General features: G+C 35.3%; 31 protein-coding genes. 1 reads left to right on the top strand and 30 read right to left on the bottom strand.

Going from position 1 to position 22,889, the window contains the following annotated elements; translation table 11 throughout:
* Nucleotides 1–88: 88 nt before the first annotated feature.
* The 28 genes from porV to NH26_RS15955 form a co-directional block, all read right to left on the bottom strand.
* Nucleotides 89–1,324 (bottom strand): type IX secretion system outer membrane channel protein PorV, encoded by a 1,236-nt coding sequence (porV, locus tag NH26_RS16085; RefSeq protein WP_044228370.1) that lies wholly within the window; start codon nucleotides 1,322–1,324, stop codon nucleotides 89–91.
* 145 nt (nucleotides 1,325–1,469) lie between these two features.
* Nucleotides 1,470–4,862, bottom strand: a complete 3,393-nt coding sequence (porU, locus tag NH26_RS16080) for a type IX secretion system sortase PorU (RefSeq protein ID WP_044228373.1) — start codon at nucleotides 4,860–4,862, stop codon at nucleotides 1,470–1,472.
* Between the two features lie 94 nt (nucleotides 4,863–4,956).
* Nucleotides 4,957–6,054, bottom strand: a complete 1,098-nt coding sequence (carA, locus tag NH26_RS16075; RefSeq protein ID WP_044228376.1) for a glutamine-hydrolyzing carbamoyl-phosphate synthase small subunit — start codon at nucleotides 6,052–6,054, stop codon at nucleotides 4,957–4,959.
* Between the two features lie 136 nt (nucleotides 6,055–6,190).
* A complete protein-coding gene (gene rplQ, locus NH26_RS16070) occupies nucleotides 6,191–6,670 on the bottom strand; it encodes a 50S ribosomal protein L17 (RefSeq protein WP_044228378.1) in 480 nt (159 codons plus the stop codon).
* Between the two features lie 158 nt (nucleotides 6,671–6,828).
* Complete coding sequence (locus tag NH26_RS16065; protein ID WP_044228381.1) at nucleotides 6,829–7,824, bottom strand: DNA-directed RNA polymerase subunit alpha; 996 nt, start codon at nucleotides 7,822–7,824, stop codon at nucleotides 6,829–6,831.
* Nucleotides 7,825–7,921: 97 nt separating this feature from the next.
* Nucleotides 7,922–8,527 (bottom strand): 30S ribosomal protein S4, encoded by a 606-nt coding sequence (gene rpsD / locus NH26_RS16060; RefSeq protein WP_044228384.1) that lies wholly within the window; start codon nucleotides 8,525–8,527, stop codon nucleotides 7,922–7,924.
* A gap of 140 nt (nucleotides 8,528–8,667) precedes the next feature.
* The gene (gene rpsK, locus NH26_RS16055; RefSeq protein WP_044228387.1) at nucleotides 8,668–9,063 is read right to left on the bottom strand and encodes a 30S ribosomal protein S11; all 396 of its coding nucleotides are present in this window, start codon (nucleotides 9,061–9,063) and stop codon (nucleotides 8,668–8,670) included.
* A gap of 36 nt (nucleotides 9,064–9,099) precedes the next feature.
* Nucleotides 9,100–9,468 (bottom strand): 30S ribosomal protein S13, encoded by a 369-nt coding sequence (gene rpsM / locus NH26_RS16050; protein ID WP_044228390.1) that lies wholly within the window; start codon nucleotides 9,466–9,468, stop codon nucleotides 9,100–9,102.
* Nucleotides 9,469–9,526: 58 nt separating this feature from the next.
* A complete protein-coding gene (gene rpmJ / locus NH26_RS25130; protein ID WP_084005960.1) occupies nucleotides 9,527–9,643 on the bottom strand; it encodes a 50S ribosomal protein L36 in 117 nt (38 codons plus the stop codon).
* Nucleotides 9,644–9,875: 232 nt separating this feature from the next.
* The gene (infA, locus tag NH26_RS16045; protein WP_044228392.1) at nucleotides 9,876–10,094 is read right to left on the bottom strand and encodes a translation initiation factor IF-1; all 219 of its coding nucleotides are present in this window, start codon (nucleotides 10,092–10,094) and stop codon (nucleotides 9,876–9,878) included.
* Nucleotides 10,095–10,110: 16 nt separating this feature from the next.
* Nucleotides 10,111–10,884 carry a type I methionyl aminopeptidase gene (gene map, locus NH26_RS16040; protein WP_044228395.1) on the bottom strand — a complete coding sequence of 258 codons (774 nt, stop codon included), beginning with the start codon at nucleotides 10,882–10,884 and terminating at the stop codon, nucleotides 10,111–10,113.
* Entirely contained in the window at nucleotides 10,884–12,206 is a 1,323-nt protein-coding gene (secY, locus tag NH26_RS16035; protein WP_044228398.1) for a preprotein translocase subunit SecY, read from the bottom strand. Before secY ends, map begins: the two co-directional genes overlap by 1 nt.
* 6 nt (nucleotides 12,207–12,212) lie before the next feature.
* A complete protein-coding gene (gene rplO, locus NH26_RS16030) occupies nucleotides 12,213–12,662 on the bottom strand; it encodes a 50S ribosomal protein L15 (RefSeq protein ID WP_044228401.1) in 450 nt (149 codons plus the stop codon).
* Between the two features lie 60 nt (nucleotides 12,663–12,722).
* Entirely contained in the window at nucleotides 12,723–12,902 is a 180-nt protein-coding gene (gene rpmD, locus NH26_RS16025) for a 50S ribosomal protein L30 (protein ID WP_044228404.1), read from the bottom strand.
* Between the two features lie 18 nt (nucleotides 12,903–12,920).
* Nucleotides 12,921–13,436 (bottom strand): 30S ribosomal protein S5, encoded by a 516-nt coding sequence (rpsE, locus tag NH26_RS16020; protein WP_044228407.1) that lies wholly within the window; start codon nucleotides 13,434–13,436, stop codon nucleotides 12,921–12,923.
* A gap of 13 nt (nucleotides 13,437–13,449) precedes the next feature.
* The gene (gene rplR, locus NH26_RS16015) at nucleotides 13,450–13,803 is read right to left on the bottom strand and encodes a 50S ribosomal protein L18 (protein WP_044228410.1); all 354 of its coding nucleotides are present in this window, start codon (nucleotides 13,801–13,803) and stop codon (nucleotides 13,450–13,452) included.
* 5 nt (nucleotides 13,804–13,808) lie between these two features.
* Entirely contained in the window at nucleotides 13,809–14,363 is a 555-nt protein-coding gene (gene rplF / locus NH26_RS16010) for a 50S ribosomal protein L6 (RefSeq protein ID WP_044228413.1), read from the bottom strand.
* Between the two features lie 82 nt (nucleotides 14,364–14,445).
* On the bottom strand, nucleotides 14,446–14,844 hold the full coding sequence (gene rpsH, locus NH26_RS16005; RefSeq protein WP_044228480.1) for a 30S ribosomal protein S8: 399 nt from the start codon (nucleotides 14,842–14,844) through the stop codon (nucleotides 14,446–14,448).
* A gap of 57 nt (nucleotides 14,845–14,901) precedes the next feature.
* Nucleotides 14,902–15,171: a 30S ribosomal protein S14 gene (gene rpsN / locus NH26_RS16000; RefSeq protein WP_044203093.1), complete on the bottom strand. Its 270-nt coding sequence runs from the start codon at nucleotides 15,169–15,171 to the stop codon at nucleotides 14,902–14,904.
* 15 nt (nucleotides 15,172–15,186) lie between these two features.
* Nucleotides 15,187–15,735 (bottom strand): 50S ribosomal protein L5, encoded by a 549-nt coding sequence (gene rplE / locus NH26_RS15995; RefSeq protein WP_044228416.1) that lies wholly within the window; start codon nucleotides 15,733–15,735, stop codon nucleotides 15,187–15,189.
* On the bottom strand, nucleotides 15,735–16,058 hold the full coding sequence (gene rplX / locus NH26_RS15990) for a 50S ribosomal protein L24 (RefSeq protein WP_044228419.1): 324 nt from the start codon (nucleotides 16,056–16,058) through the stop codon (nucleotides 15,735–15,737). Before rplX ends, rplE begins: the two co-directional genes overlap by 1 nt.
* Before the next feature lie 5 nt (nucleotides 16,059–16,063).
* Nucleotides 16,064–16,432, bottom strand: coding sequence for a 50S ribosomal protein L14 (rplN, locus tag NH26_RS15985; RefSeq protein ID WP_044228422.1), 369 nt, complete (start codon nucleotides 16,430–16,432; stop codon nucleotides 16,064–16,066).
* A gap of 75 nt (nucleotides 16,433–16,507) precedes the next feature.
* A complete protein-coding gene (gene rpsQ / locus NH26_RS15980; RefSeq protein WP_044228425.1) occupies nucleotides 16,508–16,762 on the bottom strand; it encodes a 30S ribosomal protein S17 in 255 nt (84 codons plus the stop codon).
* A gap of 21 nt (nucleotides 16,763–16,783) precedes the next feature.
* Nucleotides 16,784–17,116: a 50S ribosomal protein L29 gene (gene rpmC, locus NH26_RS15975; RefSeq protein ID WP_071397192.1), complete on the bottom strand. Its 333-nt coding sequence runs from the start codon at nucleotides 17,114–17,116 to the stop codon at nucleotides 16,784–16,786.
* 8 nt (nucleotides 17,117–17,124) lie between these two features.
* A complete protein-coding gene (rplP, locus tag NH26_RS15970) occupies nucleotides 17,125–17,550 on the bottom strand; it encodes a 50S ribosomal protein L16 (protein WP_044228428.1) in 426 nt (141 codons plus the stop codon).
* Nucleotides 17,551–17,956: 406 nt separating this feature from the next.
* A complete protein-coding gene (locus NH26_RS15965; protein WP_044228431.1) occupies nucleotides 17,957–18,841 on the bottom strand; it encodes an SdiA-regulated domain-containing protein in 885 nt (294 codons plus the stop codon).
* A complete protein-coding gene (locus NH26_RS15960) occupies nucleotides 18,838–20,211 on the bottom strand; it encodes a choice-of-anchor Q domain-containing protein (protein WP_044228434.1) in 1,374 nt (457 codons plus the stop codon). Before NH26_RS15960 ends, NH26_RS15965 begins: the two co-directional genes overlap by 4 nt.
* A gap of 4 nt (nucleotides 20,212–20,215) precedes the next feature.
* Nucleotides 20,216–20,698, bottom strand: coding sequence for an NADH-quinone oxidoreductase subunit A (locus NH26_RS15955; RefSeq protein WP_044228437.1), 483 nt, complete (start codon nucleotides 20,696–20,698; stop codon nucleotides 20,216–20,218).
* Nucleotides 20,699–20,780: 82 nt separating this feature from the next.
* Here NH26_RS15955 and sdaAA point away from each other — a divergent pair, with 82 nt between their 5' ends.
* Entirely contained in the window at nucleotides 20,781–21,683 is a 903-nt protein-coding gene (sdaAA, locus tag NH26_RS15950; protein ID WP_044228440.1) for an L-serine ammonia-lyase, iron-sulfur-dependent, subunit alpha, read from the top strand.
* Between the two features lie 36 nt (nucleotides 21,684–21,719).
* On the opposite strand, the gene NH26_RS25480 is transcribed toward sdaAA, so the two are convergent.
* Both NH26_RS25480 and mazG read right to left on the bottom strand, forming a co-directional pair.
* Nucleotides 21,720–21,887, bottom strand: coding sequence for a hypothetical protein (locus NH26_RS25480; RefSeq protein WP_158021951.1), 168 nt, complete (start codon nucleotides 21,885–21,887; stop codon nucleotides 21,720–21,722).
* 120 nt (nucleotides 21,888–22,007) lie between these two features.
* Complete coding sequence (mazG, locus tag NH26_RS15945) at nucleotides 22,008–22,823, bottom strand: nucleoside triphosphate pyrophosphohydrolase (protein WP_199880246.1); 816 nt, start codon at nucleotides 22,821–22,823, stop codon at nucleotides 22,008–22,010.
* Nucleotides 22,824–22,889 lie beyond the last annotated feature (66 nt).

Genomic DNA, 22,889 nt, shown 5'->3' with positions numbered 1-22,889 from the left:
ATATAGATTGTTCATGGAATAATATATTTTGAATAAAAAAGGTGAGATAAATTTAACTCACCTCACCTTTTTTAGATAAAATTTATTTTTAAATATCATCTGCATCTAAGACGTCATTACCTCCTGCAGGATTATATGATTTTTTCTTTTTAATAGAATTTTTTCCACCAAAATTAAATGACAATGAAAACCTCAAAGTATCTTCTAGTGGATTGTTTCGTTTAAATGACAATAAATAAGCAAAATCAAGAGTCACAACTTGGTATTTAATACCTAAACCTAATTGCATATATTGTCTATCTCCTTTGTCTGGGTGTTCATAAAAATAACCCATTCTCGCGGCAAACATATCATTATACCAATACTCTGCACCAACACTCCACATTAATTCCTTCATTTTCTCAGAAAATCCTCCTGGAGCTTTTGTAAGTCCATTCCACATTCCTTCAAGAATACCTACTGATCTAAAATCATATGTTGAGTCTGGAGTTGGTACTAATAATTTATTCATATCAACACCAAATGTCAACTTATTATATGCATCTAAATCAAGTGTAAGTGATGTACCTAGCTTTAGGTTCGTTGGTAAGAAATCCTCTTGTGATGAAGCCGAATAGTTCATCTTTGTACCAATATTAGATACATTCCATCCCCAAGCGAATACTCCTGAATACTGTCCAAGTTTTACATCTGGATTAGTAAAGTAACCAGATATGTCAGCAGCAAAACCATGAGCTGGTTTACTATCTACATTTCCTCCTGATAAAGAACCTGCTAAATTGGAATAAATATATCTTGCTGATACAGCCATGCTATATCTTTTATTCAACTGCATCGCAAAATGACCATCAAAAGAATATTCTCTTGGATTAAACAGTTGAAGCGTATTACCATTATCATCAGTAAATTGAATACTTCCTAAATCGAAATATCTCATACTGAAACCTACCGTTTGTCGCTTATTCAAACGCTTATAAGCAGATAAATAACTTAACGACATATCTCCTACAATTTTCTGTAACCATGGATTGTAAGACAATGAAGCTCCCCAATCGTCTTCAATAAATGCATATTTTGAAGGGTTCCAATGTGATGAAGATACATCTGGTGATGTTGCTACACCCATATCACCCATAGCAGCACCACGAGCTTCAGGGGATATATTTAAAAACGGTACAGCTGTAATAATAGGATTACTATTAGCGCTACCACCATTAATAATATTTGAAGGTGGGTTTCCACTACCACCTGTTTGAGCCTTTATTTCTACTACAAATATTGATAGAAGTAATAATAAAGCGAATGAATTCTTGAAATTGAACATAACTATATGCTAATCGTATTATAAAAGTCGAAAAAAATAGCTGTGATGAGCCAAACTAATTATGTGTAAAGTAATATATAGGCAGATGTCTAAATTTTATTTAAATAAAGATAAGTAATCCTTTTTAATATAAGTCAAAATTCTGCTAAATAACTATTATTCTGATAGTTTTTACAGATTGTAAGCCTAAATTCGGACTATCAATGATTAATTGTATTACGTAAACACCTTTATTTAGTCCTATTTCAGATTTTATACCTTGATAATTTAAAGAAATAATATCATCTGAATTTTCATAAAAAAATTCATTTTTAAGAACAATTCTTCCTGACATTTCAATCAAATTAGATTGTACTTTAATATCTTTTCCTCCAAGGTTATGTCTAAATGAAAGAGTAAATTGATCATTTACAGGATTAGGATATGCTTTAAGTTCTTCAATTTCTATCTCATTAATATAACTCACATAAAAACTAATTCTTTTTTCTGATCTATTATTTAAAGCATCCCATACAATTAGATCTAACGTGTGCTCTCCTTCTGATAAATCATTTACTGGAAATACTAATGAATAGGTATTCTTTTTATTAGATATTGGTTGTATATAATCATTCACTACCCATGATGTATCGCCATCATCTAAAATAAGCATAGCATCATGTCCTACTCCTATTCCAGAAATATTAATACCTGAATCATCATATAATTTTGCATGCAAATAAAAATCAGGATATGTATTTCGTATGGTAGAGTCACCATTTAAACTTAAAGAGATTTCAGGTGGATTGTTATCAATAACAGGTTGATCAGAAGTCCCTCCTATTATGATATTCATTTCACTACCAATTGCCTCATCTAAATTTTCCTCTTTAGCATATAGGCTTAGCTTAGCTCTATCAAAATTATATCTTATATCAAGCGGTACTACAAAATCTAATTCAAATTCACCGTTTACGATATTAGAAACCCCTCTAAATAGTTGAAATTTTCTTTCATCATATTCAAATACTGTTTCACTTCCATCATTACCTCTTGTTGAAGATAAAGTCGGTTTTTCATATAACGTAATAAATAGTTCACCGTTAAACGACGAATTTCTTGAAGATTGGTTAAGAATTTCACCTTTTAACCTTACCCTATCTAAAGCTTTTATAGTATCTGTTTGTGATAACAGGTTTCCATTTAACTCGGTAATGACTACTTCATTTTCAGGTATGAATAAACGCATTGATGGATCTCCTAATAAAGCAAAGTTCCTATTATTCACTCCTTGAATACTTGCATTTTTAGTCGATTTCAAAACATCTCCTAACCTTGGATATTCTCCATCTTGATTTTTTTGAAAAACATTATCATAAAAGGCATTATTGATAATAAAATTACTTGATGCATATACAGGACGTGTTGTAGTCATCATTGCTATTGCCCCCCCGTAAGGATTAAATAGCAATTGTTCTGCTGCTGAAATAAAATTAGGATTATCATATCTACCAAACTCACATGTTGCTGTAAAAAACATAGGTAATTTTTGATAGTTTCTAAAATTATTGATCATTTCAAGATCTAAAATAGTTTCATCAGCCCACCTTGCTACTGAACCATGTCCACTATAATTAACAATTAAAGCTCCTTCATCATTAATAGTTTTATAAACTAGATCATAAGTTGCTGGTGCTATTGCTCCAATTGGAGAAGGTTCCTTTGGAAGATTATCAATATATATTCTCTTCGAATTAAAATTTGAATTATTTTCTTCAACTATTACAGCTAATTTATTGGCATCCCTTTGATGAGTATTACTATCACCATCATCTGCCACAAAAAGAATATCTTTTTTCCATTGTTCTCTATTAGATGTTATGGTGTCATAATCAATAAGTTTATTTACAAGAACTTGGGCTGTTTCTATATCTCGTACAGGTAGTCTACCTACACCAATCTCTAAGTCATGTAGTTCAACATTTCCATCTACATTTTCGCCCCAAAAACCTTCATTATCATCAAAAAAACCAAAAAAATCTTCAGAAGAAAATGTTTGTGTTCTCATTAAAACATTTCTTGATTCATAAATAGGTACTTGACTAGAGTTGGAAAAATTTTGACCTATATAATCATAAGATCCTTGTCCAAATAATAGTAAGTATTTAAATTTTTGATTATTTCTATCATAAAGACTTTTGGCAAAATCCCTTATTGCTGTAATGTCTTGTCTCCCTGATGAAAACTCGTTGAAAACTTCTGTAGTAGTTACAACATGAACATCTAGGTTGTCATTAGTTTCTCTATGGTTTTTTAATTGATTAGCTTGTTGTCTATAATCAGGAGCAGTAACAATCAATAAATCAGGAACACTAATATTTCTTAGATCCTGATTAGGAATTTTTTCTTGAAATAATGGAGATTTTATATCTTCCCTATTAAAAGCTATTACTGAAAAATAATTATTCGTTTTTCTTAAAGAACTTCTTGAGTTATTATTATTTAGTTGATAAATATTTTGCTTATTCGTTATATCCCATATCTCTAGTAGTCCATTGTTCTTAATACTCGCTAAATCAGTAGTTGTATTTTCAAAAAAGCCAAATAAAAGAAGTCCTCCATTGACTTGTTTTAGATCGTTTGAAACATTTAAAGTGATGTAATCCAAATATCCTTCTGAATCAGAAAGAGGTTTGTTAAAATTCACATTGATAGTAATGTTATCACCTAAAGAATTATTTGAATACGAATCAAACAACTCATTCACCATGTGTCCTTGGTTTCCATATCTATATGAATTAAAACTTGGAGCTGAAGGAACTGATATTTCGCCTCTTGCTACACCATTTGATGAAAATTGAAAAGTACTAATCTCACGGGACTTGGCCATTACGCCTGCTTTTATACGGATTTTAGAAGGTGTAGACTGTGGCAATACATCAAATACGATTTCATTTGAGTTGGTTGTTGATAAATTTTCACCAAACCAAAACCTTCCTGATGGCTCACTTAAACCTTTAACACTTTCAATTTCATGATGATATGATGAAATTAATTGATCAAATTGTTCACTATTTACCCCAGACACACTATTTAATTCTATTCTTAATGGTGTGCCTTCATTTTTTATTACTAGATAATAATTATTAGTTTGGCTATATAAGTTTAATTCTTGATCAACAAATTTTTCTAATGAATCTATTATTATTTTATTAGGACCTTCTCCATAAAATAAAAAGTAATCGTTTTGTGAAAAGGTATTAGTATTGTCACCTACAAATTTCATAGGTACCTCTAAAAGTTGATCAGGTCTCTGGTCTGCATTTTTTTGTGGTAGCATTCCTCCTACGAAACCATATAAATAGACTTGATTTGGTTTTATGGTGGAAGTATTTATCCCAATTTCTGATAAAAAAGATAAATCAATTTTATAGATAGCATTATCAACCACTTCTAGCTTATAAACATCTCCATTAGCAAGGGGAGATTGTCCAAAAGAAGTGAAGTATGGAATGAATAATAGAAGATAAAAGTGAATGTAAGTTTTTATAGAAGTCATATAATTATATCATCACATCGAAATGTAACTACAAGATAAAAAAAAAGCATGATCAAATGAATGATCATGCTAATTATTAATAAATAACTGTTAATTAGTTATTTTCTTGTATCATTTCCAAGAAGCGAGTAAATAAGTATCTCGAATCATTTGGTCCTGGAGAAGCCTCTGGGTGATATTGTACCGAAAATGCTTTCTTTCCAAGTACTTTAATACCCTCTACAGTTTCGTCATTAAGGTTAGTATGAGTTAATTCAACCGAATCATTCTTCTCAATACTTTCCATACTTACGGCAAAACCATGATTTTGAGATGTCACTTCTGATCTACCAGAATCTAAATTTTTCACAGGATGGTTCGCTCCTCTATGACCATGGTGCATTTTATAAGTTTCAAGGCCAGTAGCTCTTGAAATTATTTGATGACCAAGACAAATACCGAAAAGCGGTTTATCTGCTTCTAATATTTCTTTAGCAGTAGTAACAGCATAGTCCATTACAGATGGATCGCCAGGTCCATTTGATAAAAAGTAACCGTCTGGTTTCCATTGTTTCATTTGTTCAAATGTAGTATTTGAAGGGAATACTTTACACAACATACCTCTAGAAGTAAAGTTGTCTAAAATTGATTTTTTAATTCCCAAATCAAGTACTGCAACTTTAACAGCAGCTCTTGGATCACCTACAGTATAAGGTTCTTTAGTAGTAACAACTGATGATAATTCTAGACCTTCCATATTAGGTGTAGCTTGTAATTGCTTTTTAATCACCTTCAAATCGTCAGTCTCAGATGTAATAATAGCGTTCATCGCACCTTTTTGACGTATATGTCTCACAAGTGCACGAGTATCGATGTCTGCAATACCTACTAAGTTAGCTGAATCTAAATAGTCTTGAAGTGAGCCTTCAGCAGTACTTCTTGAGAATACGCTTGAAAAGCTTTTTACAACAAGACCATTAATTTGTGGCTTATTAGATTCATTTTCGTCAGTTACTGTTCCATAGTTTCCTATGTGAGATACAGTATTTACAATGATTTGGCCGAAGTATGATGGATCTGTATAGATCTCTTGGTAGCCCGTCATACTTGTGTTGAAACAAATTTCGCCTGTTGTTGTACCAATTGCTCCGATGGCTGTACCCTTATAAGTGGTTCCATCTTGAAGCATTAAAATGGCAGTCTTCTTCTCCATTGATATTACAGTCTAGTTGAACTTAGTTGCACAAAAATATTAAAAAATTTGGGTATGATTATATATCCACCTAAAAAAAAGGGAAATGATTAAGATAACCATTTCCCTTTTTATAATTATTGAATTCTCATCTGAATTATTCAGCTGATTGTTCGTTATTATTTTCTTCAGTTGCTGGTGCTTCTGGAGCAGCAGGAGCTGAAGCTTTTTTCTTTCTACGACGAGTTTTTGTTTTCGTCTCTTTTACATTGTAAACTTCGTTGAAGTCAACAAACTCGATCATTGCCATTTCAGCACCGTCACCTAAACGACGACCTGTTTTGATAATACGAGTATAACCACCTGGACGGTTGATTACTGCATCGCGAATTGATGAGAATAACTCAGAAGTCGCGAATTTATCACGAAGGTAAGAGAATACTACACGACGAGAGTGCATTGTATCACTTTTTGACTTAGTTACTAAAGGCTCAACATATTTACGTAAAGCTTTTGCTTTTGCAACAGTAGTGAAAACACGCTTATGTTCGATTAAAGAACAAGCCATGTTAGCAAGCATTAATTCTCTATGCTTCTTTTGTCTACCTAAGTGGTTAAATTTTTTACCGTGTCTCATTTGTTAAAATGATATTGCAACAGCCGTATTAGGCACTGCTACATGATTAATAATTATTAAAGGACGGAATAACTTCCAAAAAGCCTTAGCTTTTCTTTAGCCGGTAATTTACTAACTGCCGTGTCCAAGGAACAGCTAGTCATTAATATGGTGAGTGACTAATCTTCCTCTAAACGGTATTTGGTCACATCCATACCAAATGATAATTTCTTATCAGTCATTAGTTGTTCTAACTCAGTAAGAGATTTCTTACCAAAGTTTCTGAACTTCATCATATCTGATATTTCTAAAGATGCCAAATCTCCCAAAGTTTTAACATCTGCAGCTTTCAAACAATTGTAAGCACGAACCGAAAGATCCAAATCAGATAAAGAAGTTTTAAGAAGCTTACGCATTCTTAAGTATTCATCATCAATTTCAACTTGATTATTATCATCTCCGTCGTCAATAATCATATTATTGTCAGAGAATAACATAAAGTGTTGGATAAGGATATTTGCAGCATCTTTCAATGATTCTTCTGGTTCAACAGAACCATCAGTCATCACTTCAATCACTAATTTTTCAAAGTCAGTACGCTCGTCAACTCTAAAGTCTTCGATATGGTATCTAACATTTTTAACTGGAGTGAAGATTGCATCAATTGGAATAAAACCTACAATATCATCAGCTTCACTCTCAGCTTGTTCGTCAGCAGATAAGTATCCACGGCCATTCATCATAGTGAATTCTACCTGTAGATTAACGCTCTCGTCCAAATTACAAATAACAAAATCCGGGTTAAGAATTTTGTATTCTTCTGTAAACTGAGCGATATCACCCGCTTTAAATTCGCTTTTACCACTGATGTTGATGTTGATTTTTTGCGACGGATTTTCTACTTCAGCCTTAAAACGCACTTGTTTTAAGTTCAAAATAATTTCGGTCACATCTTCTACAACGCCATCAATAGCAGAATATTCGTGAAGTACATTTGGGAATTTGATACCCACGATAGCATATCCTTCAAGCGACGATAGTAATATACGTCTAAGAGCGTTACCAACTGTTACGCCGTATCCTTTTTCAAGAGGTTTAAATTCGAAAAGACCTTTAAATTCATCAGCCGTTTCCTTTACCAACTTGTCAGGTTTTTGAAAAGCAAGAATGGACATATAATGATTGTGGTTTTAAAAAGTTTAATAAGATCATACGAAAAGCTTCTAAGAACGTTAAAATAACATTCTTAGAAGCATTTTCCAAAGATCTATATTACTTAGAGTACAACTCGACGATAAGTTGCTCTTGAATATTTTCTGGGATCTCGTCTCTCTCAGGGTTTTGAACGTATTTACCTGTCAATTCTTGAGCGTTATATTCTAACCAAGAATAAGCAGTACGTTGCTTACCTGTCGTAGCCTCTTTTACAACTTTGTTAGTTTGTGATTTAGCACGAATACCAATCACGTCACCTGATTTCAAAGTGAAAGAAGGAATGTTCACTACTTTACCGTTCACAGTAATGTGTTTGTGCGATACTAATTGTCTCGCAGCTCTACGAGTAGGAGCGAATCCTAAACGATATACTGTGTTATCAAGTCTCGCTTCTAAGAACTGTAATAAGTTCGTACCAGTGATACCTGATTTGTTCGCAGCTTTTTCGAAAATGTTACGGAACTGACGCTCTAATACACCATAAGTGTATTTAGCTTTCTGCTTAGCAGCAAGCTGGATAGCATATTCAGACTGCTTACGACGTCTGTTTTTACCATGCTGTCCTGGAGGATACGCCTTTTTCTTAAGTTCCTTGCATGCCCCGAAGATTGGATCATTAAACTTTCTAGCAATCTTCGATGTAGGCCCTGTATATCTAGCCATTTCTCTAGAATTTTTAGGAGTGTCTTTAAAAATTAAATTTTTTCAGGAGGTGCTAATGATCTCTGTCGTGGCTTAATACGACAGACCCTTACTTTAATAACACACTCATACCGAATGTTCTCAAATAAGAGAAGGTCAAATCAGACTCTTCTTCTTTTAGGAGGACGACATCCGTTATGTGGTAGTGGAGTACAATCTTTGATGATAGTAACCTCAATACCTGAATTTTGTACAGTACGGATAGCCGCTTCACGACCTGAACCCGGACCTTTTACAAACACCTCTGCTTTACGCATACCTAAGTCAAATGCAACTTTCGCTGCATCAGATGATGCTTGTTGCGCAGCATAAGGAGTGTTTTTCTTTGAGCCTCTGAAGCCCATTTTACCAGCTGAAGACCAAGAAATAACTTGTCCTTCTTTGTTGGTGAAAGAGATGATAATGTTGTTGAAAGATGCTTTGATATGCACTTCTCCCTCCTGAGTTACATTAACTACTCTTTTCTTAGCTTTTTCGTTTTTTCTTCTTTGAGCCATAATTCTTTTATGTTCAGCTAAGCGCTATGAACTAAATTATTTCTTCTTGTTTGCAACAGTCTTACGTTTACCCTTACGAGTACGTGAGTTGTTCTTGGTATGTTGACCACGAACAGGCAAACCTCTTCTGTGACGAAGGCCTCTATAAGATCCAATATCCATCAATCGCTTGATGTTTAGTTGAATTTCTGATTTTAACTCACCTTCGATTTTGTGACCTTCTGTGATAAGTTCACGAATCTTTTGTGATTCTTCGTCAGTCCAATCTTGAACTTTTTTATCCTCGCTTACTCCAGCTTCAGCAAGGATACTCGCCGCTGACGCTTTTCCTAATCCAAAGATGTATGTTAAAGAAATAACACCTCTTTTGTTGTTAGGAATGTCAACACCTGCAATACGTGCCATGTTTTACTTGTGAACGGTTTTGTAAAACTAAAATTAATTCTTGTAGTTGTACTAAGAATTATCCTTGACGTTGTTTATGTCTTGGATTCTTCTTGTTGATAATGTACAACTTACCTTTGCGGCGGATGATTTTATCATCAGCGCTGCGTTTTTTGATAGAAGCTTTGACTTTCATTGCTCCGAATTTTTAAACGTATAAAATCCCTGATTTAAATGTCAAGGCACCCGAAAGTCGCCTATCCATGCTCAGTCTATCCAAATAATCTTGAATACATCACATGCACTAAACATACCTTCATCTTAATTAGGCAAAAATACAAGGAATAATCCCGGTATTTTGTTACTGCGTGTTAATCTATTTGAATAACACCAAATTCAGGCCTGCAAAGATAGGTATTTTTTTTGAATTATTTATATCTATAAACAATTCTTCCTTTAGTAAGATCATATGGAGACATTTCCAAACGAACTTTGTCACCTGGGAGGATACGAATGTAGTGCATACGCATCTTACCAGAGATGTGTGCTACAACTTGATGTCCATTCTTTAGCTCCACACGGAACATTGCATTAGAAAGGGCCTCTACGATCGTACCGTCTTGGGTAATATTAGATTGTTTTGGCATTTGATATTATTTTTAATTAAAATGGATATACTTCCTCGATGTACTTGAACGTTGTCAACACTTCTGTTTGGCCATTAATAACAGCCACAGTGTGTTCATAATGAGCTGATGGTTTACGATCTCTCGTGCGAATTGTCCAACCATCTCTGTCTTGAGTAATTGCTCTTGTTCCTAAATTAATCATAGGTTCAATTGCGATTACTAATCCATCTTTGATTTTCAAACCTCTACCACGTTTCCCATAGTTAGGTACTTCTGGCTTTTCATGGAGGTGTCTACCTAAGCCATGACCAACCAATTCTCTAACAACACCGTAACCATGCATTTCAGCATGTTGCTGAACTGCAAAGCTTACATCACCAATTCTGTTATTGATTTTACAAGCATCAATTCCTTTTTGAAGTGATTCTTTAGTAACCTTTAAAAGTTTCATTACTTCAGGCTCAACTTCACCCACAGGGTAAGTATAAGCACTATCAGAATGAAACTCATTTAAAAGAACTCCACAATCAATAGAGATTACATCTCCACTTTTTAATTCATAATCGGAAGGAATACCATGTACAATAACATCATTTAATGACATGCACAATGTATTTGGGAACCCATTATAATCCAAGAATGAGGGGTGAGCCCCATTGTCCATGATAAATTCTTTAGCGAGTTTATCAATAGCACTAAGGCTTACCCCTTCTTTGATATTCTTTGCGATTTCACCGTGCGTTCTGCCAAGTAAATCGGCACTGATACGCATCAGTTCAATCTCTTCTTCTGTTTTGTAGTATACCATTAGACTGTTGCCACGTTTTGGCGTCCTTTGATATTTCCAGACTTCATCATTGAATCATAATTTTGCATAAGCAAATATGATTCGATTTGCTGAAGAGTATCTAAGATAACACCCACCATGATAATAAGTGATGTACCACCATAGAATCTAGAAAAGCTTGCACTTACACCCAACATACTAGCGAAAGCAGGTAATATTGCTACTACCGCAAGATAGATTGCTGAAGGTAATGTGATTCTATCTAGAATCCAGCTAATGAAGTTCGAAGTTTCTTCACCTGGCTTTACATTTGGAACGAATGCATTATTTCTTTTTAAATCTTCTGACATTTGATCAGGATTGATCGTAATGGCCGTATAGAAATACGTGAAGATTAAGATTAGTAATGCAAATGTCGCGTTATAAGCTACAGAAGTAAAATCAGAAAAATTCTGTTGTACCCATCTAGCTGTATCACTTGTTTCTGCCCAAATGTTTGCAATCATAGAAGGAAGGAACATTAATGATTGTGCGAAAATGATAGGCATCACGTTCGCAGCATTCACTTTTAATGGAATATAAGAACGTTGACCAGTAGCCAATGTACGTTTCTTACCTCCAGCTCCAACAACTTGACGAGCATATTGAACAGGTACTTTACGAACAGCTGCGTTCAATAGAACAACACCCATTACAATAAAGAACAATGCAATTAACTCGGCAACAAACAAGATATTTTGATCTAATTGAGCAACTTCTTGATACAATGCCGTTGGGAAACTAGAGATGATACCAATCATGATTAACATGGAGATACCATTACCAATTCCTTTTTCTGTGATTTTTTCACCAAGCCACATACAGAAAATTGTACCCGCTGTCATAATGATTATGGAAGCTGGGTAAAATAATGACTGTTTGATGACGATTGCCTCCGTAGGGATCGTAGAATATAAATATCCTGATCCTTGAAAGAGTGTAATCACGATCGTCAAAACACGCGTAATTTGGTTAATTCGTTTACGTCCAGATTCCCCTTCCTTTTGCATACGCTGGAAGTAAGGCACTGCCATACTTAACAATTGGATCACAATGGATGCCGAAATGTAAGGCATGATACCCAAGGCGAAGATGGATGCTCTTGAGAATGATCCACCTAAAAAGGTGTTCAACATTCCTAGAATTCCCCCCGAATCAGAGTTTAACTGAGACGGATCAACGCCGGGCAGTACGATATACGAGCCCAATCTAAAAATCGCTAGGAGCATCAGAGTGAATAAAATTCTGTTTCTTAGCTCCTCGATTGAAAAAATGTTCTTCAGTGTCTTGACAAACTTGTTCATAGCTTCTTACAATGTAATCGCTTTTCCGCCTGCTTTTTCGATTGCCTCTTTAGCAGATGCAGAGAAAGCGTTCGCCGAAATCTCTACTGTTGCAGTTAGTTCGCCATTACCAAGAACTTTAACTTTACCGTTCTTAGAAATAACTCCTAACTCCACGAATGTCTCTAACGCGAAAGTAGTAATACCCTTTTCATCAGCGATCTTTTGGATGTTCTCCAAGTTGATCGGAGTATATTCAACTCTGAAAGGGGATTTAAAACCAAATTTAGGCACTCGGCGTTGTAGTGGCATTTGACCTCCTTCGAAGCCAAACTTCTGGCTATAACCAGAACGCGACTTAGCACCTTTGTGACCACGTGTTGACGTGCCACCACGGCCTGAGCCTTGTCCACGACCTACACGCTTATTTTGGCGTACTTTACCACCTTTCGCAGGACTTAGTGTATGCAGTTTCATGACTGTTTCCTAATTAATACCTTTTAAAGTACTAATGCTAAATGCAAAAGTACAAAGAAATTACAACTCTTCAACGCTGATTAGGTGATCAACTGCTTTTACCATCCCTAAAATCTGTGGATTCACATCTTTTTCGACAGTTTTGTTGATTTTCCCTAATCCTAACGCCTTGATTGTGCGTTTTTGTCTTTCAGGACGACCGATCAACGATCTAACCTGAGTAATACGGATCTTTGCCATAACAGATTAAATTTTTGATTAGCCGTTAAAAACTTTGCTTAATTTCACTCCGCGTTGCTCAGCTACCATGCGTGGGTCACGCAATTTAAGTAGCGCATCAAAAGTTGCTTTAACCACGTTATGTGGGTTAGAAGAACCTTGTGATTTTGCTAATACGTCGTGTACACCTGCTGATTCAAGAACTGCACGCATCGCACCACCTGCGATAACACCAGTACCTGCAGATGCAGGTTTGATTAGCACGCGTCCGCCTCCGAATTTACCTTTTTGAGAGTGTGGTACAGTACCCTTAAGTACTGGAACTTTCATTAGGTTTTTCTTAGCGTCGTCGATGCCTTTAGTGATTGCGTCAGTTACCTCGTTGGCTTTACCCAAACCATAACCAGCAACGCCGTCACCGTTACCTACAACTACGATCGCAGAAAAGCTGAAGCGTCTACCGCCTTTTACTACCTTAGCTACACGCTTAATAGCAACAACTTTTTCTGTAAGCTCTAGATCAGCTGATTTTACTTTTGTTACGTTTTGTTTCATCTCTGACAACTCTTTAGAATTTCAAACCACCTTCTCTAGCACCTTCTGCTAACGCTTTCACTTTACCGTGGTAAAGGTAACCGTTACGGTCAAAAATAACCGTTGAAATACCAGCAGCAGTAGCTTTCTCAGCAACCTTTTTGCCTACTTCTGTAGCCAATGTAACGTTTGATGCTTTGCTTCCAGCATTCATCTCACGTGAATCAGAGGCAACAAGAGTACGGCCAGTTTGGTCGTCGATCAACTGCGCATAGATTGCAGTATTACTTTTGTATACAGAGAGTCTAGGGCGTTCAGCTGTACCTGAAATCTTCTTGCGAATACCCCTCTTGATTCTCAGTCTTCTCAGATCTTTCTTAGTGGCCATACTTGTTATTTTTTACCAGCAGCTTTACCTGCTTTTCTTCTAATCTCTTCACCAACATACTTCACACCTTTACCTTTGTATGGTTCTGGCTTTCTGAATGAACGGATTTTAGCTGCTACTTGACCAACTAATTGTTTGTCCACGCCTTCAACGTGAACTACAGGAGGTTGACCTTTTGCAGTTTCAGCGCTCACTTTGATTTCCGCTGGAACTTGGAAAAGAATTCTGTGTGAATAACCAAGATCAAGGTCTAAAAGTTGACCTTGTACCGATGCTTTAAAACCGACACCTACTAATTCTAATGATTTTTTGTATCCTTCAGATACACCAACCATCATGTTCTGAGTCAAAGCTCTGTAAAGACCGTGCAAAGAGCGGTGGTCTTTATGATCTGAAGGACGTACGAAACGTACTTCAGAACCTTCAACTTCAATAGAGATGTCTTTGTTGATTTCCTGTTGCAATTCACCTTTAGGTCCTTTTACAACGATTACGTTGCTGTTAAGTTTTACCTCAACACCTGAAGGGATTGAAACTGGCTTTTTACCAATTCTTGACATGGTTTCTCAAATTAAGGCTTAAGGCTTCCTCATTTTAGGGAAGCGGTCAGCCGTTATAATTAAAGTATTGTACTAATCTTTATTAGTATACGTAGCAAAGTACTTCGCCACCTACATTATGTTCACGTGCTTCTTTGTCAGTCATCACACCTTTCGAAGTTGAAAGAATTGCGATACCTAAACCATTAAGTACACGTGGCATGTTCTTAGCGCTAGCATACTTACGTAGACCTGGACGTGAAACACGCTCTAAGTCGACAACCGCAGGTTGCTTAGTCACTGGATGGTACTTCAATGCGATTTTAATTACGCCTTGAGTGTTCACACCATCCTCGAACTTGTAGCCTTGAACGAAGCCTTTGTCATGCAGCACCTTAGTCATCTGCTTCTTAATGTTTGAAGCAGGTACTTCTACGATACGCTTGTTAGCGCTAATCGCGTTTCTAAGTCTCGTAAGGTAGTCCGCTATAGGATCTGTCATTGCCATTGCTTGCAAATATTTTTACAGCACATTGTGCCGTAGGTTCCTAAATTAAAATTACCAGCTCGATTTTGTAACGCCTGGGATTTTACCTGCTGATGCCATTTCACGGAATGTAACACGTGAAATACCAAACTTACGCATGTAACCTTTCGGACGTCCAGTTAATTTACAACGATTGTGTAAACGAACCGGTGAAGAGTTCTTAGGAAGAGCATCTAGACCTTCCCAATCGCCTGCTTCTTTTAACGCTTTACGCTTTGCTGCATATTTAGCAACTAATCTTTCGCGCTTGCGTTCTCTCGCTTTTATTGCTTCTCTTGCCATAGTTTCTCGTGTTTACTATTTTTTCTTAAAAGGCATTCCAAATAATTTCAGAAGCTCATAAGCTTCTTCATCAGTATTAGCAGAGGTAGTGAACGTGATGTCCATACCTGTCACCTTCTTTACTTGATCAATTTTGATCTCTGGGAAGATGATTTGCTCTTTCACACCTAAAGTATAGTTACCACGACCATCCAATTTATCTTTGATACCTTGGAAGTCACGTTCACGAGGAATAGCAATAGTAATCAAACGGTCTAAGAATTGATACATTCTGTCACCTCTTAATGTTACGCGAGCACCGATTGGCATTTCTTCACGTAATTTGAAGTTTGAGATTGATTTCTTAGACATCGTCGGTACTGCTTTCTGACCTGCAATAGTAGATAACTCTTCTACTGCGATGTCTACAAGTTTTTTATCTGCAACTGCCTCACCAACACCTCTGTTGATGACGATTTTTTCCAATTTTGGAACTTGCATTACAGACTTGTAACTGAAACGTTCCTTCAATGCTGGAACGATTTCCTCTTGGTATTTGTCCTTTAATCTTGTCGCTGTAGCCATTAGTCGATAAATTTTCCAGTGTTCTTAGAAATTCTTTTCAACTTACCGTTTTCGTCAAGCTTACGACCTACGCGAGTAGCTTTACCCGTTTCAGGGTCGATCAACTTAATGTTTGAAACGTGAATTGGTGCTTCCATTTTTTTCACACCACCTTCAGGCTTTTCAGCCGTAGGTTTGATGTGTTTGGTAACCATATTCACACCTTCAACGATGGCACGCTCCTTCTCACGGTCAACTTTAAGTACAACACCTTCTTGGCCTTTGTTATCGCCAGAAATGATTGTTACTTTGTCGCCTTTTTTGATATGGAATTTTCTATTCATAACTCTTAGAGTACCTCAGGTGCTAACGAAACGATTTTCATAAATTGCTTCTCACGAAGCTCTCTTGCGACTGGTCCGAAGATACGAGTACCTCTTGGCTCATCCTGCGCGCTCAATAGAACTGCCGCATTGTCTTCGAAACGTATGTAAGAACCGTCCTTTCTACGAACTTCTTTTTTAGTTCTTACAACAACCGCTCTAGATACAGTCCCTTTCTTAACATTTGAAGAAGGGATCGCTGATTTTACAGAAACGACAATTTTGTCGCCCACAGAAGCATAACGCTTCTTTGTACCACCCAAAACGCGGATACATAGTACCTCTTTTGCGCCTGAGTTATCTGCTACTGACAGTCTTGATTCCTGTTGTATCATTTGCCTATCCTAATAAGGATTCTTTACTTGGTGATTGTAAAATTTTTAAATTTTGAAGATGGATAAAAGAACGAATTACTTCGCTTTTTCTATTACCTCCACCAATCTCCAACGCTTACGCGCACTCAATGGGCGCGTCTCCATAATTCTAACGGTATCTCCGATACCTGCAGTGTTAGTTTCATCATGCGCCATGAACTTTTTAGTCTTCTTGATATACTTACCGTACATCGGGTGCTTTTGACGTGTTTCCACTTGCACTGAGATCGACTTGTCCATTTTGTCACTTACTACTACTCCTAGACGCTGCTTTCTGAAGTTTCTTTCCATGATCTTCTTCTATCAGGTATCTTAGTTGTTAACTTTCTCGATAGCTCTTAAAACCATCTTCTTGTTTACAGGCGCTAAAAACGTTGACTTTTGCAAGAACTCAGAGATAGACTCACGAGTTACGTTCTCAGCTTTAACCTTTTCCTCCAATTCAACTGTTACTTTTGCATGCAAAGCTGTTTTTAAACGAGCTACTTGCTTTCTAAGTACACTAAGTTGCATTGGGTTCTCTAGTGGTGATACTGCATGAGCATAAGCAAGATCTTCTAATTGCTTTTGAGAAGTTTTAATATTCTCTGCAAGCTCTTCTGAAGACATCCCTCTCACCTGATCCTTTAAATCTTTTGTTTTCATCTCTCAGATTATCCTACGTAGTCTGGTCTGACCACAAACTTCACTTTGATTGGGAGCTTTTGCGCAGCCAATCTCATTGACTCCTGTGCTCTCTCGATTGATACTCCATCAGATTCGAACAAGATTGTTCCGGCTTTCACTGGAGCAACCCAATAAGCAGGGGCACCTTTACCCTTACCCATACGTACCTCGGCTGGCTTGGAAGTAACTGGCTTGTCAGGGAAGATACGAATCCATACCTGACCTTCACGTTTCATTGCACGAGTCATCGCAATACGCGATGCTTCGATTTGACGAGCTGTGATCCAACCTCCTTCAAGCGCTTTCAGACCGAAGCTACCAAAAGAGATGCTATGACCGCGTTGCGCGACGCCATGGCTTCTACTTCTCTCTTTTTGTCTCTTTCTGAACTTGACTCTCTTTGGCTGTAACATTGTTATTCTGTTATTTACCACGCAGGTACTTCCTGCGATATCTTATGTCTAGTGCACAAACATCTCGGAGAACTTGAGCTTGAGAAAGCTAAATTCGTTTTAATAAACAGTATGTAAAATATCTATATTAAAATCTTTAGGACTTTCGCTCATGTCATAATAAACGTAGTTTCCCGAGGTTTGGACTGCAAAAGTATGACACTTTTTTTTGTAAAACAAGTAGTTAGCAAAAAAAACATCAAAATTAAATAACTTTTACATTCCAATCTTTGTGTTTCTTGAATTCGGTAGTCTAGGATGACTTTAGTAATACTATTTCCCCTAATTCCCTGTAAACATACTCCATTTCGTTAGAAGATGTTGTATTAGTTTAGATTTCTTAAGGAAAAAATTAATAATCAACCTACTACAAATTAAATTCAAACTTTAGTATTACAGGTTTAGTACCATTAATACCATATTTTTGAGTTGCATTTTTAGAGGTATTTACTCCATTATTATCAAAACCTAGCCATAAACTTCCGTCTTTTATTAATAAAGCTTCAGCCATCCCATATTTTTCAGGTTCATATAGCTTTTCTCCATCAATAATTACTGACTTTTTATATGAATAATGTCGTACGATTTTATTTAAAGACAAACTATATTGCCCAATACACTGTGCGTTTCGTTCTAAAATAAATAAATCTCCATTATATAAACAGATATCTGATATATCTTTACTGCAACTTTTTTTAATATTTATTTCCTTGATAATTTTATTCGTCAATAAATCAACAACTAAAATAAATGATGGTTGTCTTTCTTTTGCTAAATACAAGAGATTGGATTTATGATCAACTGCTACACCTTCAAAACCAGTGTTTTTTAACCATTCATCTTTAGGTAATGATAAGTTAGACCAATCTATTGGCAACATTGTAGTTGTATGATTATCAAAGTCATACACATACACCTCATTATTTGCCTCATTTATCAAATAAGCTTTTTGATCATATACAGAAATTCCTTCTAGATCTAATTTACCTTCAATACTTAAAGGGTAGCTTGAAATCAGTTCAAAATTATTTTCTTTTTGAACTACGGTATAAATAAATTTATTCTCGAATTTATCACCAACTACGACAAAATCATTTTTATAATTAGATATACCACTTAAATCAAATCTATCTTTATAGTTTGTTAATTGTTTAATTTCTAAAAGTTTCAGTTCTTTTATTTTTTGTGCATTAATATTTAAAGAACTTAATATAAGTACTTTAAATAAAAAAATCATTAATCCTTTTTTCATTCGCTATCAGTTTCTTGAATCCATTGCAAAGCACCAATGTCCGGAGGTGAAAGCCTTTCATTACCTCTTTGATCTATCGTAATACCATTTATATCAATACCTGCTGACCTTGCTGGGCTATCATCTGCTAAGTCAAAATTATAGGTATAGGGGGATTTAAAATATGGATCTATGTTAATTAGATTATTTTCAGGATCATATTGATCACTTATTGTTTTTAAAATATTATTTGTAATACTATTATTAACTCCTTCAGTTATGACAATTTCATTAGATAAATTACCCCATATGATATTATTTATCATATTTAGTTCGATAGGTTCATTTGTACTCTCAAATGCTACAGATGGGTTTTCTCTAAAAAAACCTGTATTCGAATTAACAACCGTGTTGTATAAAAAATCACACTTTCCTCCTGATGCATGTGCATAAGCGTAAGACAAGGTATGGCTAATGATTGTATTTACAATTCTAACATCTGCATTTGTTATGGCTACCCCAACTTGAGACATATTTCTTATTGTAGTGCCTTCTATATCCAAATCAATTACATCATCATTATCATTGTGATACATCAATATTCCTACCCTTGCATTTCTAATTAATGCACCATGAATAATATTATTTTTACTGAGAGAATCAAAAAATAGCCCATCCCATTGCCCTGGAGCATTTTCATATTGGCCGTCTAATCGAATACTCTCTAATCGTATGGTATCTTGGGGTGTTCCTAATAGTTGAAGTGAGCCACTTACAGCTATTTTTGCCTCATTATCGAAAATAATCCTAGTTCCAGCTTCAGCAGTTAATGTAGAGTTTTCCGATACATACAATGAGTCGGTGATAACATAAGGTCTACCTTTTTGCCATGTTACGTTACCTACAAGTATTGCTCCTCCAGAAATATATAAAGGATCCTCGGCAAATGCATTTAATTGAACTGATTGGCGAGTTCCATTGGTAAAAAATGATATATCTGCATTTAATTCTCTAACATCATTCTCATCTTGGTAAGGTACATTAGCTTCAGTGAGTACTAACATACTATCACCACCTCTTAATAGGGTATTATTAATTATTTCTTCTCTTTGACCGTTTACAAGAATAGAATAAACCGAATTAGGGTCATTTAATGATATTTCAGAGATATTTACAGCATTTTCTGATGAATTATAAACTGTAAATCTTTGTGTGACACTTCTCATGTCAATACCTTCATCTTCTTTGGTAGTAAATAATGTATCAAAAAATACTGTATCAGCAGAAAAGGCCAATCGAAATGAAGGGTCTGTAGATATTACTTCATCATCTGGTGTACAACCAATAAGTAGTAATAGTAAGGTTCCAATATATAAGCTAAGTGATTTCAAGCTCCTAATTTAAGTATTTCTTATTAAATTCTTTATATGGTGAAGTATTGAAATTTTCTTTCTCTTCAATCGGTTTAATTGATGATGGTTTTACCCAATCTAAAAATCCTTTTCTCCACACATATGCTAGACCTAAAATCAAAATTCCAACAAAAACAACAATTTCAAATAAGGCAAACCAACCCCATAATCCATTCGTTTGTTCTATTTTTTCAGCATCACCAAAAACAGTTGCCCACGGAAATAAGAATAATATTTCTACTTCAAATAATAAAAAGATTAATGCAACAACATAAAATCGGATATTAAAATTACCCCATGCTGTTCCAAGTGGATCTTCCCCACTTTCATATGTTGTCAATTTTTCTTCGTTCGGCCTTCTAGGTCGTAGTAAAAATGCTGTAAAAAGTCCGCCCAATGCAAAAATTATAGCAACAATTATAAATAATGTAATATTACCGAAGTCTGTTAGCATTTGATTATTCATACAATCTATGAAATATGATCTGTAATTGTTTCTTTTGTAAAAATTTCGATAAAAATACTAACCATATAAACACTATCATAACATGGCCGTACTTTTTGAATCATTTTCTGAGTGGAAAGAATTCTGCGAAAGAAAAAAAGTAGCTCTTCATCAACCTGTTTTGGATTATGAAGTCAGAGAAAAGGAACGAACTCCTGAAGATATTAAAGCTGCTTTAACGCAGGCTTTCAATGTCATGAAAGACGCCGTTAAAACGGGACTAAATGAAGATATGACGTCTCGATCTGGAATGATTGAAAATGGTGGAAAAAAAGTTTTCAAATCACCAATTAACGTTTTATCAGAAGAATTTAAATTACTCATTTCTAGAGCTCTTGCAGCAAAAGAAGTCAATTCGTGTATGGGCAAAGTGGTCGCTGCGCCTACAGCAGGTGCTTCTGGTATACTTCCAGGTGTTTTGGTGACTCTTCAGGAAATTCATCAAATTGATGATGATAAATTACATGAAGCACTATTAATTTCTGCTGGAATAGCATTAATTATGGAGAAAAAGTCTGGTATTGCTGGAGCCGTTGGTGGCTGTCAGGCAGAAACTGGCACAGCTGCTGCAATGGCTGCAGGTGCAATCACGTATTGTTTGGGCGGTAATATTGATATGATTTTTAACGCAGTGGCGATCACAGCACAATGTATGCTAGGGTTGATATGTGATCCTGTAGCGGGATTGGTTGAAGTACCTTGCGTTGTGAGAAATGCAAGTGCTGCTGCGATAGCAAACTCATCCGCTCAAATTGCTTTAGCAAACGTTAGCGGTGTAATACCTGTTGATGAATGTGTTGATGCAATGGGAGAAGTAGGGCAAAGCATGGAAGACCGTTACAAAGAAACCGCCTTAGGAGGTATTGCTGCAACACCTACAGCAAAAATGATTTCCAAAAAGGTATTAATATCAGATATTGATATTATTGACTCTTCAGAAGAATAATTAAAACAGGGAGTATCTTTTAGAGATACTCTCTGTTTATACGTAGCCTTGGAATTTCTTAGCCAATTCTACTCTATTTCTTTCTTTTTCTTCTTCAGTAAATAACTCAAGATTCTTTAATGCAGTTTCAAACTGATCTGCATAGTTCTTATATTTTGCTGACAATGAAGAATTATTTTTTTTCTTAAAACTGAAAGTAACCATAATATTAAATTTTCGAACAATTGATTGAGAATGTTGAATTTCTAAATCACTAAAGAAAAATCTAAAGCGATTTGTATTAAATAGACAACTACATTTCAGTACATGACAAAACTTTGAAGATTATTTTTTATTTTTTTTACTTTCTTCCCAAAATTTATCCATTTGTTCTAAAGTTGTATCATCGAAAGAAAGTCCTTTTTCCTTCATTTTATCTTCTATATAGTTGAATCGTGATATAAATTTTTTATTAGTTCTCTCAAGTGCGTCGGAAGGATTAATGTTCAGAAAACGAGCGTAATTAATCATAGAAAACATTACATCACCGAATTCATCTTCCATTTTCTCAAGGTTATCTGCTCCTTGATCATTGGCCTTTACTTCATCTTTCAGTTCATCAATCTCTTCTTGAACCTTTTTCCAAACATCTTCCTTGTTATCCCACTCAAAACCTACCCCTGCAGATTTATCTTGAATTCTTAATGCTTTAACAATTGCTGGTAATGATTTAGGAACACCACCTAATACTCTTTTAGGTTTATTGCCTTTTTCTTTCAATTTGATTAATTCCCAATTTCGAGCAACTTCTTCTGCATCATTTACATCAATTTCTCCATAAATGTGAGGATGTCTAACAATTAATTTTTCACAAATACTATTCAATACATCTTCAATAGTGAAATCTTTTGTCTCAGACCCTATTTTTGCATAAAAAACTAAGTGAAGCATTACGTCGCCTAGTTCATTTTTAATTTCTTGGGTGTCTTTATCTAATATGGCGTCGGATAATTCGTAAACTTCTTCAATGGTTAAGTGACGTAGAGTATCAAATGTTTGTTTTTGATCCCAAGGACATTTTTCTCTTAAATCGTCCATGATATCTAATAACCTCTTAAATGCTCTTAATCGTGTATCTTCTATATTTATATCGCCTTGCATCTTTTTGATATTTAAATGAGTCAAATCAATTAATAATAACTACTATTGCAAGGATAATGAAGAAAG

It is taken from the genome of Flammeovirga pacifica, from assembly GCF_000807855.2.
Classification (GTDB): Bacteria; Bacteroidota; Bacteroidia; order Cytophagales; family Flammeovirgaceae; genus Flammeovirga; species Flammeovirga pacifica.
Note: the sequence above shows the minus strand (reverse complement) of the source record. Positions and strands in the feature narration are given on the sequence as shown.